General features: G+C 61.0%; 13 protein-coding genes. 7 read left to right on the forward strand and 6 right to left on the reverse strand.

The features are described from left to right. Positions 1-21: 21 nt before the first annotated feature. The 3 genes from CKW09_RS17860 to zipA form a co-directional block, all read right to left on the reverse strand. Positions 22-237, reverse strand: coding sequence for a DUF3820 family protein (locus CKW09_RS17860; protein WP_061799336.1), 216 nt, complete (start codon positions 235-237; stop codon positions 22-24). After that, positions 237-2,258 (reverse strand): NAD-dependent DNA ligase LigA, encoded by a 2,022-nt coding sequence (gene ligA, locus CKW09_RS17865; protein ID WP_061799337.1) that lies wholly within the window; start codon positions 2,256-2,258, stop codon positions 237-239. Before ligA ends, CKW09_RS17860 begins: the two co-directional genes overlap by 1 nt. Before the next feature lie 78 nt (positions 2,259-2,336). Then, positions 2,337-3,344, reverse strand: coding sequence for a cell division protein ZipA (gene zipA, locus CKW09_RS17870; protein WP_061799338.1), 1,008 nt, complete (start codon positions 3,342-3,344; stop codon positions 2,337-2,339). A 221-nt stretch (positions 3,345-3,565) separates the two neighbouring features. Here zipA and cysZ point away from each other — a divergent pair, with 221 nt between their 5' ends. The 5 genes from cysZ to crr all read left to right on the forward strand — a co-directional run bounded on the left by cysZ (position 3,566) and on the right by crr (position 8,468). Beyond that, positions 3,566-4,327, forward strand: coding sequence for a sulfate transporter CysZ (gene cysZ, locus CKW09_RS17875; RefSeq protein WP_061799341.1), 762 nt, complete (start codon positions 3,566-3,568; stop codon positions 4,325-4,327). 183 nt (positions 4,328-4,510) lie between these two features. Then, complete coding sequence (gene cysK, locus CKW09_RS17880; RefSeq protein ID WP_061799342.1) at positions 4,511-5,479, forward strand: cysteine synthase A; 969 nt, start codon at positions 4,511-4,513, stop codon at positions 5,477-5,479. A gap of 398 nt (positions 5,480-5,877) precedes the next feature. Next, positions 5,878-6,135, forward strand: a complete 258-nt coding sequence (gene ptsH, locus CKW09_RS17885) for a phosphocarrier protein Hpr (protein ID WP_004936458.1) — start codon at positions 5,878-5,880, stop codon at positions 6,133-6,135. A 46-nt stretch (positions 6,136-6,181) separates the two neighbouring features. Next, complete coding sequence (ptsI, locus tag CKW09_RS17890; protein ID WP_061799344.1) at positions 6,182-7,909, forward strand: phosphoenolpyruvate-protein phosphotransferase PtsI; 1,728 nt, start codon at positions 6,182-6,184, stop codon at positions 7,907-7,909. Positions 7,910-7,958: 49 nt separating this feature from the next. Beyond that, positions 7,959-8,468, forward strand: a complete 510-nt coding sequence (crr, locus tag CKW09_RS17895) for a PTS glucose transporter subunit IIA (protein ID WP_004936467.1) — start codon at positions 7,959-7,961, stop codon at positions 8,466-8,468. A gap of 299 nt (positions 8,469-8,767) precedes the next feature. Here crr and CKW09_RS17900 read toward each other — a convergent pair whose 3' ends face one another. After that, the gene (locus CKW09_RS17900) at positions 8,768-10,090 is read right to left on the reverse strand and encodes an ATP-binding protein (protein WP_061799410.1); all 1,323 of its coding nucleotides are present in this window, start codon (positions 10,088-10,090) and stop codon (positions 8,768-8,770) included. A gap of 5 nt (positions 10,091-10,095) precedes the next feature. Continuing rightward, the gene (locus CKW09_RS17905) at positions 10,096-10,776 is read right to left on the reverse strand and encodes a response regulator transcription factor (protein WP_061799345.1); all 681 of its coding nucleotides are present in this window, start codon (positions 10,774-10,776) and stop codon (positions 10,096-10,098) included. Between the two features lie 174 nt (positions 10,777-10,950). On the opposite strand from CKW09_RS17905, the gene CKW09_RS17910 reads away from it, so the two are divergent. Together CKW09_RS17910 and CKW09_RS17915 are read left to right on the forward strand one after the other, a co-directional pair. Beyond that, entirely contained in the window at positions 10,951-12,150 is a 1,200-nt protein-coding gene (locus tag CKW09_RS17910; RefSeq protein WP_061799347.1) for an efflux RND transporter periplasmic adaptor subunit, read from the forward strand. Positions 12,151-12,152: 2 nt separating this feature from the next. After that, positions 12,153-14,102: a MacB family efflux pump subunit gene (locus CKW09_RS17915; protein ID WP_167387255.1), complete on the forward strand. Its 1,950-nt coding sequence runs from the start codon at positions 12,153-12,155 to the stop codon at positions 14,100-14,102. 2 nt (positions 14,103-14,104) lie between these two features. Here the strand turns inward: CKW09_RS17915 and cysM are convergent, their stop codons facing one another. Beyond that, positions 14,105-14,986 carry a cysteine synthase CysM gene (gene cysM, locus CKW09_RS17920; protein ID WP_095100246.1) on the reverse strand — a complete coding sequence of 294 codons (882 nt, stop codon included), beginning with the start codon at positions 14,984-14,986 and terminating at the stop codon, positions 14,105-14,107. Between the last annotated feature and the right edge of the window lie 6 nt (positions 14,987-14,992).

A 14,992-nucleotide genomic window follows, 5' to 3' on the forward strand; every position in this document is an offset into this window, starting at 1 on the left:
GACGGGCTGGCGCCCGTCCATTCAGCTCTTTTTCAGCGGCTTGACCAGGTGGTCAAGCCCTTCGATTTTAATCGCCAGCGTCATTTCCATCAGCATGCCGAGCTTGCCCTGGGGGAATTCGCCCTTGCGGGCGAACCACAGCAGGTACTCCTCGGGCAGGTCGATCAGCACCCGCCCCTGATACTTGCCGAACGGCATCGGGGTGTTGGCGATTTCCAGCAGGTTTTCCTTTTCCATCAGGCCCCCAACAGGCGGATCATTTCCGCTTCGTCGATCACTTCGATGCCCAGCTCCTGCGCCTTCGCCAATTTGGAACCGGCCGCTTCGCCGGCGATCACCAGATCGGTCTTCTTCGACACGCTGCCGCTGACCTTGGCGCCCAGCGCCGTCAGGCGATCCTTGGCTTCGTCGCGCGACAGCTGGCTGAGCGAACCGGTCAGCACCACGGTTTTGCCGGCGAACGGGCTGTCGATCTCTTCCGCCGCCACCGCCACCGGCGCCGGCCAGCTGATGCCGATTTCGGCGCCCACCAGCTCATCGATAACCTTTTGATTAAGCGCTTCGTCGAGGAAATGACGCGTGTGCTTCGCCACCACTTCACCGACGTCCGGCACTTCTTTCAGCGCCTCGATATCGGCGGCGAACAGCTTCTCCAGCGAGCCGAAGTGCGCAGCCAGGTTGGCGGCGGTCGATTCGCCGACCTCGCGAATGCCCAGCGCATACAGGAAACGCGCGAAGGTGGTCTGCTTGGATTTCTCCAGCGCGTTGACCAGATTCTGCGCCGATTTCGGCCCCATGCGATCCAGCCCGGTCAGAATGCCGGCGGACAGGCGGAACAGATCGGCCGGGTTCTTGACGTATTCTTTTTCCACCAGCTGTTCGATGATTTTGTCGCCCATGCCTTCGACGTCCAACGCCCGGCGGGAAACGAAATGCTTCAGCGCTTCTTTACGCTGCGCGGCGCAGATCAGCCCGCCGGTGCAGCGCGCCACCGCTTCGCCCTCCACCCGTTCGACGTCGGAGCCGCACACCGGGCAGTGCTGCGGGAACACCACTTCGCGCGCGTCCTGCGGGCGGCGGTCTTCCAGCACCCCCACCACCTGCGGGATCACGTCGCCGGCGCGGCGCACGATCACCGTATCGCCAATGCGCAGGCCCAGGCGTTCAATCTCATCGGCGTTGTGCAAGGTGGCGTTGCTGACGGTGACGCCGGCCACCAACACCGGCTCCAGCCGCGCCACCGGGGTGATGGCGCCGGTGCGCCCCACCTGAAATTCGACTTCGCGCACCAGCGTAATCTGTTCCTGCGCCGGGAATTTGAACGCCGTCGCCCAGCGCGGCGCGCGCGCCACGAAACCGAGGGTTTCCTGCAGATCGATATCGTCGATTTTCACCACCACGCCGTCGATGTCGAAACCGAGCTGCGCACGGTCCTGCTCCACCTGGCGGTAAAACGCCAGCACCTCATCGCTGCCGGTGCAGCATTGCGCGCGATCGCTGACCGGCAATCCCCAGGCCCGGAACTGCATCAGCCGCGCGAAGTGGCTGCGCGGCAGCTCGCCGCCTTCCAGCAGGCCGACGCCGTAGCAGAAGAAGGTCAGCGGGCGCTTGGCGGTGATGCGCGGATCGAGCTGGCGCAGCGAGCCGGCGGCGGCGTTGCGCGGGTTGGCGAAAATCTTGCCGTCCTTGCGCCGCGCCTCTTCGTTCATCTGCTCAAAGCCGGCCTGCGGCATGAACACTTCGCCGCGCACTTCCAGCCGACGCGGAATGTTGTCGCCGCTCAGCCGCAGCGGGATGGCGCGGATGGTGCGCACGTTGGAGGTAATATTCTCGCCGGTGGTGCCGTCGCCGCGGGTAGCCGCGCGCACCAGTTCGCCGTCTTCGTACAACAGGCTGACCGCCAGGCCGTCCAGCTTCAGCTCGCAGCAGAAAGTCAGCGGCTCGCTGCTTTTCAGCCGATCCTGCACGCGCTTGTAGAACGCAAGGAAGCTTTCTTCATCGAACACGTTGTCCAGCGACAGCATCGGTACCTCATGGCGCACCTGATCAAAGGCCGCCAGCGGCGCCGCGCCCACCCGCTGGGTCGGCGAATCGGCGGTGATCAGCGCCGGATGGGCGTTTTCCAGCTCGCGCAGTTCGCGCATCAGGCGGTCGTATTCCGCATCCGGCACTTCCGGCGCGTCGAGCACGTGATACTGGTATTCGTGATGGCGCAATGAGGCTCGTAGTTGATTGATTTTTTGGATTATCGATTCCATGGCTCACCATCGAAGATAAAAAACCCCCGACTAGCGGGGGCTTTAGGATTATAGACGTTCAGTGCGCGTGGCAGCCGATCAGGCGTTGTTGTCCAACACTTCACGGATGCGCGCTTTGTAGGTTTCCAGCTTCTGCGGCGTCATCATGCGGCGTTCGTCGTCGAGCACCACGCCGCCCACGTCGTCGGCGATGCGCTGCGCCGACTGCAGCATCAGCTTGAAGTTCTGATTGGCGTCGCCGTAAGACGGCACCATCATGAACATCGACACGCCCGGCGTGGAGAAATCGGACATCATGTCAGGATCGAAAGATCCCGGCTTGACCATGTTCGCCAGGCTGAACAGCACCGGGCCGCTGCCGGCCGGGCTGATATGGCGATGGAAAATGCCCATTTCGCCGAACTGGAAGCCCGCCTGCAGCACGCTCTGCAGCAATACTTCGCCGCCGATCACGCCGCCCTGATGGGCCGCGACGTGCAGCACCAGTACGGTTTCTTTCAGCTTGGCCGGAATCGGCGCCGCCGGAGCCGGTTGCGCTTCGGGCGCGGCCGACGTCGGTTTCACTTCCGGCTGCGGCTGATGCGCAGGTTCGGCGTGGAACGCCGGTTCTGCGGCATGCGGCGCCGGAGGCGGCAGATCGTCAACGCGCGGCTCGCGGCGCGGCGCAGGCTGTTGCTGCGGCTCGTCGTCTTCGTCCTGCGCGTAGTTGTCCAGCAGGATGTCGTCATAATCCGGCCGCTGCGAAAGCGGAGGCGGAGTCTGATGAGCAGCCGGCTGAACGGCACGTGGCGCAGGCTCAGCCGCCGGAGCGGGCTTGGGCGCAACCACGGGTTCTTCGCGTGCGGCATCAAGATGACCAAACGTCGGCTCGTCCTGCGGGTGAGCGGCGCGTACACGCACCTCCCCCACGCCTTCATCGAGATCGTCGATCGGGGTTTGTTCACGTTCCTTTTTGGAACGTTTGGCTGGGCGATCGCGGAAAAGCGATGAGCGTTCTTTACGACTGGTCCAAAGACCGTGCAATAACAACGCTATTATGGCGATCGCGCCAACAACGATTAATATCAGACGCAAATCCTGCATCATTGCTATCTCTGTTGTTCCAATACATTGCCACCGCGGCAAACATTCACTCTTTAACTCTATTTGCCCGCGCACACAAGTGCAAGTCCGTGCTGAACTTTATGCCAATAAAGATGATTATACTGCCTTTTTTTGCTGTTTTTTCAGCCAACCCTACCCTAGCCAGTAGAAAATCATCCCTATATGATAATGATGCCTGTTCAGACAACGAGATAACTTAAGATATGTCCTATACGCAGCCCCCTTCAAAATCCACCAGCGGCTTTCACTATTTCGCCGAAGGCTGGCGCCTGATTTCGCGCCCGGGGATTAAACGCTATGTGGTCTTGCCGTTGCTGGTCAACGTGCTGCTGATGGGCTCCGCCTTTTGGTGGCTGTTCAGCCAGCTCGGCGACTGGATCCCGGCGATGATGAGCCACGTCCCCCATTGGCTGCAATGGCTGAGCTACCTGCTGTGGCCGCTGGCGGTCGTGTCGGTGCTGCTGGTGTTCAGCTATCTGTTCAGCACCATCACCAACCTGATCGCCGCGCCGTTCTGCGGGCTGCTGGCGGAACAGCTGGAGGGCAGCCTGACCGGCAAGCCGCTGCCGGACACCGGCATCTTCGGCATCGTGAAAGACTTGCCGCGTATCATGGCGCGCGAATGGCGCAAGCTGGCGTATTACCTGCCGCGCGCGCTGCTGCTATTGATCCTGTACTTCATACCGGGCATCGGCCAGACGGTGGCGCCGGTGCTGTGGTTCCTGTTCAGCGCCTGGATGCTGGCGATTCAATATTGCGATTACCCGTTCGACAACCATAAGGTCAGCTTCGCCGACATGCGCCGCGCGCTGCGCCGGCACAAAACCGACAACCTGCAGTTCGGCGCGCTGGTCAGCCTGTTCACCATGATCCCGATCCTCAATCTGGTGATCCTGCCGGTGGCGGTTTGCGGCGCCACCGCCATGTGGGTGGACCGTTACCGCCCGCAATTCGTCCGTTCCTGAGCCGTTTTTGGCGGCAAACTCCGATTGATTCTTCTACAGGGCGCGCATTTTGCGCCCTTATCATTGTGCTTAAAACTTATTTCCTAATAACATATAGATATACCAATTCTTTACTTCCCTGCCGGTACTGTTAGCGTATGCTTTCGATGTTCCCCACATTTTCATAGAGTTAAAGGACGGGCTATGAGCAAGATATATGAAGACAACTCATTAACGATCGGCCATACGCCGCTGGTTCGTCTGAACCGTATCGGCAACGGACGCATTCTGGCCAAGGTTGAATCGCGCAACCCGAGCTTCAGCGTCAAATGCCGCATCGGTGCCAATATGATCTGGGATGCGGAACAACGCGGCATCCTGACCGCCGGTAAAGAGCTGGTGGAACCGACCAGCGGCAACACCGGCATCGCGCTGGCCTTCGTGGCCGCGGCGCGCGGCTACAAGCTGACGCTGACCATGCCGGAAACCATGAGCATCGAGCGCCGCAAGCTGCTCAAGGCGCTGGGCGCCAACCTGGTGCTGACCGAGGGCGCGAAAGGCATGAAGGGCGCCATCGCCAAGGCGGAAGAAATCGTCGCCACCGACCCGAACCGCTACATCATCCTGCAGCAGTTCAGCAACCCGGCCAACCCGGCGATCCATGAAAAAACCACCGGCCCGGAAATCTGGGAAGACACCGACGGCGCGGTCGACGTATTTATCTCCGGCGTAGGCACCGGCGGCACCCTGACCGGCGTCAGCCGCTACATCAAGCACACCAAAGGCAAAGCCATCACTACCGTGGCGGTCGAGCCGACCGATTCTCCGGTGATCACCCAGGCGCTGGCCGGCGAAGAGCTGAAGCCCGGCCCGCACAAAATCCAGGGCATCGGCGCCGGTTTTATTCCCGGCAACCTGGATTTGGACCTGGTGGATCGCGTCGAGCAGATCACCAACGACGAAGCCATCAGCATGGCGCGCCGCCTGATGGATGAAGAAGGCATTCTGGCCGGCATTTCCTCCGGCGCGGCGGTGGCGGCGGCGGTGAAACTGACCGAAGAAGCCGACTTTGCCGACAAGACCATCGTGGTGATCCTGCCGTCTTCCGGCGAGCGCTATCTGAGTACCGCCCTGTTCGCCGATCTGTTCACCGAGCAAGAATTGCAGCAGTAATGCCAACAGTGCACAAAACGCTAAAAAAGCACCTTCCGGGGTGCTTTTTTGTGGGCTGGATCAAAGTTTATAGCAGTCGAAGATTGATTTTGCCCGCGGGCTTTAGTATTTAACGGTGCATTATTTCGATGCGCAAAATTAATCACCCTCCGTTCTGGTTTAGGCTGAATCGATTTACTCGTTTGTCGCGCAGGCGTTAAACCGGGCATAATGGGGAGCTGATTGAAACGACGTCAGAAGCCAGATTTTTTTGATCTGAAGTGCCTAATTCGTCGTTTTCTGTTGCATCAACGCTCGCCCCTGTACCATAGTCAGGCGCTAACCAGACAAGCTAAAGTGATGCTCGTGGGCTAAACTTTAGCTCCACAACATTAATCCAATAAGTTGGGGAAACATCAATGTTCCAGCAAGAAGTTACTATTACCGCTCCGAATGGTCTGCACACTCGCCCTGCCGCTCAGTTCGTCAAAGAAGCCAAAGGCTTCACGTCTGACATCACCGTGACTTCCAACGGCAAAAGCGCCAGCGCCAAAAGCCTGTTCAAACTGCAAACTCTGGGGCTGACTCAAGGGACCGTAGTGACCATCTCTGCTGAAGGTGAAGACGAGCAGAAAGCCGTTGAGCACTTGGTAAAACTGATGGCAGAGCTTGAGTAATCGGCCCGTCTTTTTAGTTAACACCAGTCAAGAGTAAGGTAGGGTTATGATTTCAGGCATTTTAGTATCACCGGGTATCGCTTTTGGTAAGGCTCTCCTACTGAAAGAAGATGAAATTGTCATCAACCGGAAGAAAATCTCTGCTGATCAAGTAGAGCAGGAAGTCTCACGTTTTCTGGCGGGCCGCGCTAAGGCGTCCGAGCAGCTGGAAGCGATCAAGACCAAAGCTGGCGAAACCTTCGGCGAAGAGAAGGAAGCTATCTTCGAAGGCCACATCATGTTGCTGGAAGACGAAGAGCTTGAGCAGGAAATCATAGCCCTAATCAAAGACGATCTGGCCTCTGCGGACGCAGCCGCCTACACCGTGATCGAAGGCCAGGCGAAAGCGCTGGAAGAGCTGGACGACGAATATCTGAAAGAGCGCGCGGCCGACGTGCGTGACATCGGCAAACGCCTGCTGCAGAACATTCTGGGCATGCCGATCGTCGATCTGAGCTCCATTCAGGACGAAGTGATCCTGGTGGCCACCGATCTGACCCCGTCCGAGACCGCACAGCTGAACCTCGACAAGGTGCTGGGCTTCATCACCGATCTCGGCGGCCGTACCTCCCACACCTCCATCATGGCGCGCTCCCTGGAACTGCCGGCAATCGTAGGCACCAGCGACGTGACCAAGCAGGTGAAGAACGACGATTACCTGATCCTGGACGCGGTTAACAACAAAATTTACGTTAACCCTACCGCTGACGTCATCGATCAGCTGAAAGCCGCCCAGAATCAGTACGTCACCGAGAAAAACGATCTGGCCAAGCTGAAGGACCTGCCGGCGATTACGCTGGACGGCCATCAGGTTGAAGTCTGCGCCAACATCGGCACCGTGCGCGACGTCGCGGGTGCAGAGCGCAACGGCGCGGAAGGCGTCGGCCTGTATCGTACCGAATTCCTGTTCATGGACCGCGACTCGCTGCCGACCGAAGACGAGCAGTTCCAGGCTTACAAAGCCGTTGCGGAAGCCATGGGCTCGCAGGCCGTGATCGTCCGTACCATGGACATCGGCGGCGACAAAGACCTGCCTTACATGAACCTGCCGAAGGAAGAGAACCCGTTCCTCGGCTGGCGCGCCATCCGCATCGCGATGGACCGCCGTGAAATTCTGCACGCCCAGCTGCGCGCCATCCTGCGCGCCTCGGCATTCGGCAAACTGCGCATCATGTTCCCGATGATTATTTCCGTGGAAGAAGTGCGCGATTTGAAAGGCGAAATCGAAACGCTGAAGGCGCAGCTGCGCGAAGAAGGCAAGGCGTTTGACGAGACCATTGAAGTGGGCGTGATGGTGGAAACGCCGGCTGCGGCGGTCATCGCTCACCACCTGGCGAAAGAAGTCGACTTCTTTAGTATTGGGACAAACGATCTAACCCAGTATACTCTGGCGGTAGATCGCGGCAATGAGCTGATTTCTCATCTCTATAACCCGATGTCCCCATCAGTGCTTGGCCTGATCAAACAGGTTATCGATGCATCTCACGCGGAAGGCAAGTGGACCGGCATGTGCGGCGAACTGGCTGGCGATGAGCGTGCTACACTGTTGTTATTGGGCATGGGGCTGGATGAGTTCAGCATGAGTGCGATTTCAATCCCGCGCATCAAGAAAATTATTCGTAACACGAATTTCGAAGATGTGAAGGCGTTGGCAGCGCAGGCCTTGGCACAGCCAACGGCACAAGACCTGATGAATTGCGTTAATAAATTCATCGAAGAAAAAACGCTCTGCTAAACTTCCACGACACTGGAACGCCGCCCAATTTAATGCTTAGGAGAAGATCATGGGTTTGTTCGATAAACTGAAATCTCTGGTTTCTGATGACAAGAAAGACACGGGCACTATCGAGATCGTCGCTCCGCTTTCTGGCGAGATCGTCAACATCGAAGATGTGCCGGACGTAGTGTTCGCTGAAAAGATCGTTGGCGACGGTATCGCCATCAAACCGGCCGGCAACAAAATGGTGGCGCCGGTTGACGGCACCATCGGCAAAATTTTCGAAACCAACCATGCTTTCTCTATCGAATCCGACAGCGGCATCGAGCTGTTCGTGCACTTCGGCATCGATACCGTTGAGCTGAAAGGCGAAGGCTTCAAACGCATCGCCGAAGAAGGCCAGCGCGTCAAGAAAGGCGACGTCGTTATCGAGTTCAACCTGCCGTTGCTGGAAGAGAAAGCCAAGTCGACCCTGACGCCGGTGGTTATCTCCAACATGGACGAGATCAAAGAGCTGATCAAACTGTCCGGCAGCGTTACCGTAGGCGAGACCCCGATCATCCGCATCAAGAAGTAATCGCGAATGAGCAAGAAAAACGGCGCCCTCGGCGCCGTTTTTTTTATCCCCTTCGTCTTTCGAACCGCAGCGTTGTTGGCCGCACGTGCTCACCCCGGTCACTTACCGGAGTAAGCTCCCGGGGATTCCCCCGCTTGCCGCCTAGCTGCAATTCGAAATCCTTTGGACATACCGCGGATAATAGACGTTATCGGCGCAGGCAGTTTGAACATGGACAGCGCACAGCCTTCGGAGCGTACACGCAGTACGTGACGAAGGCGAGCACTGCCCTAGTTCAAAATGGCAAGTAAGATAGTCTATTATTGCCAGCGCGGGATGCGCAGGGTAATGATTAACCCCTCTTTTTCGCCGTTGCGCGCCTCGACCTGCCCGCCGTGCGCCAGCACCACCTTGCGGGTGATCGCCAGCCCCAGGCCGTAGCCCTTGCCCGACTGCGCCGACTTCACCCGCACGAAGGGATCGAAGATGCTCGACAACTTCGACTCCTCCACTCCGGGCCCCTGATCGCTGACTTCGATCTGGAACAGCTGGTCGACGCGCGACAGCGCCACCGTCACCCGCTGCCCCTGGCCGGAAAAACGCAGCGCATTGCGCACGATGTTGTCTACCGCGCGCCGCATCAGCTCGGCGTTGCCCTTGACGGTATATTCCACGTCAGAATTGGCCTGCAGCACGATCTCCACGCCGGGAACCTGCGCCTCGTAGCGCGCGTCGCTCACCACCGCATCCACCAGGCCGTACAGGTCGAAATATTCTTCGTCCGGCAGCCGGCTGTGTTCGGCGCGCGACAGCGCCAGCAGTTCGCCGATCATTTTGTCCAGCCTGCCCGACTCATGCTCGATGCGCTGCAGCGAATTCTCGACGTTGCCGGCATTCTGCCGCGCCAGGCCGATAGCCAACTGCAGGCGCGCCAGCGGCGAGCGCAGCTCGTGCGATACGTCGTGCAACAGCTGCTCGCGGTCGCTGACCAGCAGCTGCAGCCGCTCGGCCATGGTGTCGAAATCGCGCGCCACCTCGGACAGTTCATCGTGCCGACGGCGCATCTGCGGGAACAGGCGCACCGACAGATCGCCCTGCGCCACCCGGTCCAAACCGCCGCGCAGCTGGCGCATCGGCCGCGTGAGGTTCCAGGCCAGCACCGCGCTGAACAGCAGGCCGCCAAGCCCGCCGACCCACAGCATCGGCGCAGGAATATTGAAGAAGTGCGAACGCCGGTTTGGCCGATATTCTTCCCGCAGGCTGCGCACGTCGTAGCTCAGCAGGTAGCCCTTGCCGTCCTTGTCCTGCCCCCAGGCGCTGATGGTTTTCGGCATTCGGCGGCCTTCGAAAGCCGGCTCGTCGGCGTCAGGCGCCGGCGGTTGCGCCATCGGCGCTATCGACAACAGCCGCCGGTCGCCGTCCGGCCAGTCTTTCATCATCGCCTCCAGCGCCGGCATGCCGCCGCTGCGCAGCTGCGTGGCCGCCGAGGTCAGCTGCAGGCCAATCACCCGGCGGGCCATGGCGTTTTCCGGCGGCTCGTAGCGATCGCCATACAGGGAAAACGCCACCCACAGCGCCTGCGTCATGATGATGAAGGTCAGCCAGAAGCCGAGCAGGATTTTCCAGAAGAGTCTTCCGCGCATCGGCATTAGCGAATTCGATAACCGATGCTGCGCACCGTTTCAATGCCCAGGGCGTTGTCGGTCAAGGCGCCCAGCTTCTGGCGGATGTTGCTGATGTGCACATCCACGCTGCGGTCGTAGGCTTCACGCGGGCGCCCCAACCCCTTCTCGGACAGCTCGTCCTTGGAAACCACCCGCTCCGGCGCGCGCAGCAGCAGCTCCAGCAGATTGAATTCGGAGGCGGTCAGGTCGAACGCCTTGCCGCGCCATTCGCTGCTGCGGGTCGAAGGGTTGAGCGTCAAATCGCCGAAGCTGATGGCAATCTCGTCGTCCACTTCGTCCGGGCGCTCGTCAAACCGCCGCAGCACCGCACGCAGGCGCGCCACCAGCTCGCGCGGATAGCACGGCTTGGGCATATAGTCGTCGGCGCCCATCTCCAGGCCGATCACCCGATCGATGTTGTCGCCCTTGGCGGTCAGCATGATGATCGGCATGCGGCTTTTCTTGCGCACGTCGCGCAGCACGTCGATGCCGCTCATGTCCGGCAGCATGATGTCGAGGATCATCGCGGTGTAGTCGCCCGATAACGCGCCCTCTACCCCGGCCTTGCCGGTCAGCACCAGAGTGGCGTTAAAGCCTTCGGCGGTCAGGTATTCACTCAGCATGGTGCCAAGTTCCAGGTCATCATCGACCAATAAAATTTTCATGCCTTGCTCCTTCACTGATTTTCATCATTTTCCCGCCTATTGGTTCAGTCCGCAGCCGGTTTTACTCAATCCTTACACATTCCTGAACGCCACTTAACCGCAGCCCGAACGGCGGCGCGCTAAATTAGTGCGTATCGATTTTTGCCGCGCATCATGCCAGGGAAGCTCTTTTTCATGTCTTCGTCGTCACGCCCAAAACGCTATCTGCTGCCCCTGGTTATTGTGGCCGCTATCGCGCTATTTCTCTACTTCAGAACGCAGGGCGCCGCCGATGCCCCCCGTTATATCACCGCCGTGGCGCAAACGCGCGATCTGGAGCAAACGGTGCTGGCCGACGGCACGCTCGCGGCGCAGAAGCAGGTCAGCGTCGGCGCGCAGGTCTCGGGCCAAATAAAAGCGCTGCACGTGGCGCTGGGCGATCGGGTGCGCAAGGGGCAACTGGTGGCCGAGATCGACGATTTAACCCAGCAAAACGCCCTGCAGGACGCGGAAGCGGCATTGAAGAACATACGGGCGCAGCGCGCTTCAAAACTGGCGACGCTGCGCAACGACCAGCTCGGCTATCGGCGCCAGCGAAGCATAGTGGCGCGCGGCGTCGGTGTGCCGGCGGATTACGACGCCGCCAGAGCCGCGCTTGAGGCGACCCGCGCCGACATCGAAGCGCTGGATGCGCAGACGGTCCAGGCGAAAATCGCGGTGAACACCGCGCAGGTCAACCTCGGCTACACCAAAATCACCTCGCCCATCGACGGCACTATCGTGGCGTTGCCGGTCGAAGCGGGCCAGACGGTGAACGCCGTGCAAAGCGCGCCGACCCTCGTCAAGGTGGCGCAGCTGGACACCATGACCATCGAAGCGCAGATCTCCGAGGCCGACGTGGTGAAGGTGAAAACCGGCATGCCGGTCTATTTCACCATTCTCGGCGAACCGGCCAAACGCTATCGGGCCAGGCTGCGGGCCATCGAACCGGCGCCGGATTCGATCAATGACGACACCACCTCATCCAGCACCAGTACCAGCTCCAGCAGCTCGTCTTCCTCGTCGAGCACCGCCATTTACTACGTCGGGCTGTTCGACGTCGCCAACCCGGACGGCGCCCTGCGCATTTCGATGACCGCGCAGGTGTATATCGTGCTGAGCCGGGCGAAAGGCGCGGTGGTGATCCCGGCCACCGCGCTGCGCGGCGACGAGGTCGAGGTGGTCGACGAACGGGGCAACGTCGCCCGGCGCCCGGTCAAGGTCGGCATCAACAACAACGTCGACGCGCAGATTGTCAGCGGTCTGCTGGCCGGCGAAAAGGTCATCGTCAGCCGGGTCAGCGCCGGCGCGTCAAGCGGCGCCCGGCGCATGGGCCCGCCGCCGATGGGGATGTGAACATGAGCCAACCGCCTTTGCTGCAGCTGCGCGGCGTCAGCCGCCGATTTCAGGCCGGCGAACAGACCAGCGAAGTGCTGAGCGGAATCAACCTCAGCATCGACCGGGGCGAAATGGTGGCCATCGTCGGCGCCTCCGGCTCCGGCAAATCCACCCTGATGAACCTCCTCGGCTGCCTGGATCGCCCCAGCGCAGGGGATTATCGGGTGGCCGGCCGCAGCACCGCCCTGCTGGACAGCGATAGCCTGGCCGAACTGCGCCGGGAACACTTCGGCTTTATCTTCCAGCGCTATCATTTGCTGGGCGATCTGAGCGCGCTGGGCAACGTGGAAGTGCCGGCGGTGTACGCCGGCATCCCGCGCACCGAGCGGCGGCAGCGGGCCGCGGACCTGCTGCAGCGGCTGGGGCTGAAGGAGCGGCTGAACTATCGCCCCAGCCAACTTTCCGGCGGGCAGCAGCAGCGCGTCAGCATCGCCCGGGCGCTGATGAACGGCGGGCAGGTGATCCTGGCGGACGAACCGACCGGCGCGCTGGACAGCCACAGCGGTCAGGAGGTGATGGCGATCCTCAAAGCGCTGAATGCGCGCGGCCACACGGTGGTGATCGTCACCCACGATATGCAGGTAGCCGAACACGCCCAACGGATCATCGAAATCAGCGACGGCGCGATCGTCGCCGATCGGCGGAAAACGCCCGCGGCAGCCGCCCGCCTGCCGCAGACGCCGCACGCCGCCGCAGGCCGGTGGCACTCGCAGCGCGATCGGCTGCGCGAAGCGTTCAAAATGGCGCTGCTGGCGATGGCGTCGCAGCGGCTGCGCACCCTGCTGACCATGCTCGGCATTATCATCGGCATCGCCTCGGTGGTCTCGGTGGTCGCGCTGGGCAAGGGGTCTCAGCAGCGGGTGCTGGCGGATATCAACGCCATGGGCACCAGCACGCTGGAGATCTATCCGGGCAAAGACTTCGGCGACATGCGCTCCTCCGCCATCCAGACGCTGCGCGCCACCGACGCCGACGCGCTGGCGCAGCAGGGCTATGTGCACAGCGTGACGCCCACCGTCGCCGGCAGCGTCACCTTGCGCTACGGCAATCGGTCGGTCAGCGGCACGGTCAACGGCGTGGGTGAGCAGTATTTTGTGGTGCGCGGCTACCGCATCGACGGCGGCATGGCCTTTAATCGCCGCAGCGTCGAGGGACTGATGCAGGAAGCGGTGATCGACGAAAACACCCGCAACGCGTTGTTCCCCGACGGCGCCAATCCGCTGGGTGAGGTGATCCTGCTCGGCTCGCTGCCGTGCCGCATCATCGGCATTGCGGCCAAGCAGCAAAGCGGCTTCGGCAGCGATGAAACGCTGAGCGTCTGGATCCCCTACACCACCGCGATGAAGCGCATGCTCGGCCAGAGCTACCTGAAGAGCATTACCGTACGGGTGAATGACGATATCGATCTCGGCAGCGCCGAAGACGGCGTCACCCGTCTGCTGCAGCAACGCCACGGCAGCAAGGACTTTTTCGTCATGAACACCGACAGCATTCGCCAGACCATCGAGAAAACCACCGCCACCCTGACGCTGCTGGTGTCGATGATTGCGCTGATCTCGCTGGTGGTCGGCGGCATTGGCGTGATGAACATCATGCTGGTGTCGGTGACCGAGCGCACCCGGGAAATCGGCGTGCGCATGGCGGTCGGCGCGCGCGCCGGCGACATCATGCAGCAGTTTTTGATCGAGGCGGTGCTGGTTTGCCTGCTGGGCGGAACGCTGGGGGTGCTGCTGTCGCTGGCGATAGGCCTGGCCTTCAGCCAGTTCAGCGGCAATTTCTCGATGGTGTATTCCGCCGGATCAATCGTCGCCGCTTTCGCCTGCTCGACGCTGATCGGCGTGATCTTCGGTTTTTTCCCGGCGAAACGCGCCGCCGGGATGGATCCTATTCACGCGCTGGAACGGGAATAGCCTCAGTCGAAGACCCCGGTGGACAGGTAACGATCGCCGCGATCGCAGATAATCGCCACGATCAGGCTGCCGGGGTTGGCCGCCGCGATGCGCAAGGCGCCGGCCACCGCGCCGCCGGAGCTGACGCCGCAGAAGATGCCCTCCCGCTGCGCCAGCCGGCGCATGGTCTGCTCGGCGTCGCGCTGTTCGATGTCCAGCACCTGATCCACCAGATCCGGGCGGAAAATGCCCGGCAGATAGGCCGGCGCCCAACGGCGAATGCCGGGAATGCTGCTGCCCTCCGCCGGCTGCAGGCCGATAATCTGCACCTGCGGGTTCTGGCTTTTCAGGTAGCCGCCCACGCCGGTGATGGTGCCGGTCGTGCCCATGCTGGAAACGAAATGCGTGATGCGGCCTTCGGTCTGGCGCCAGATTTCCGGGCCGGTGGTGGTGAAGTGAGCATAAGGATTATCCAGGTTATTGAACTGATCCAGCACCTTGCCCTGCCCCCGGCGCTGCATCTCCAGCGCCAGATCGCGCGCGCCCTCCATGCCCTGCTCGCGGCTGACCAGGATCAGTTCGGCGCCATAGGCGCGCATCGCCGCCTGGCGTTCCTGGCTCATGTTTTCCGGCATCAATAGCTTCAACGGATAGCCTTTCAGCGCGGCGATCATCGCCAGCGCGATGCCGGTATTGCCGCTGGTGGCTTCTATCAGCACGTCGCCCGGTCGTATCTCGCCGCGCAGCTCCGCCTGCTGGATCATCGCCAACGCGGCGCGATCCTTCACCGAGCCCGCCGGATTATTGCCTTCCAGCTTGACCCAAACCTCGCTGCCCGCGGCGGCGGCCAGTCGTTGTAATTTTACCAGCGGGGTATTCCCGATGCATTGTTCCAGCGTTGTCACTCTTTT

The organism is Serratia ficaria, from assembly GCF_900187015.1.
GTDB classification, from domain to species: domain Bacteria; phylum Pseudomonadota; class Gammaproteobacteria; order Enterobacterales; family Enterobacteriaceae; genus Serratia; species Serratia ficaria.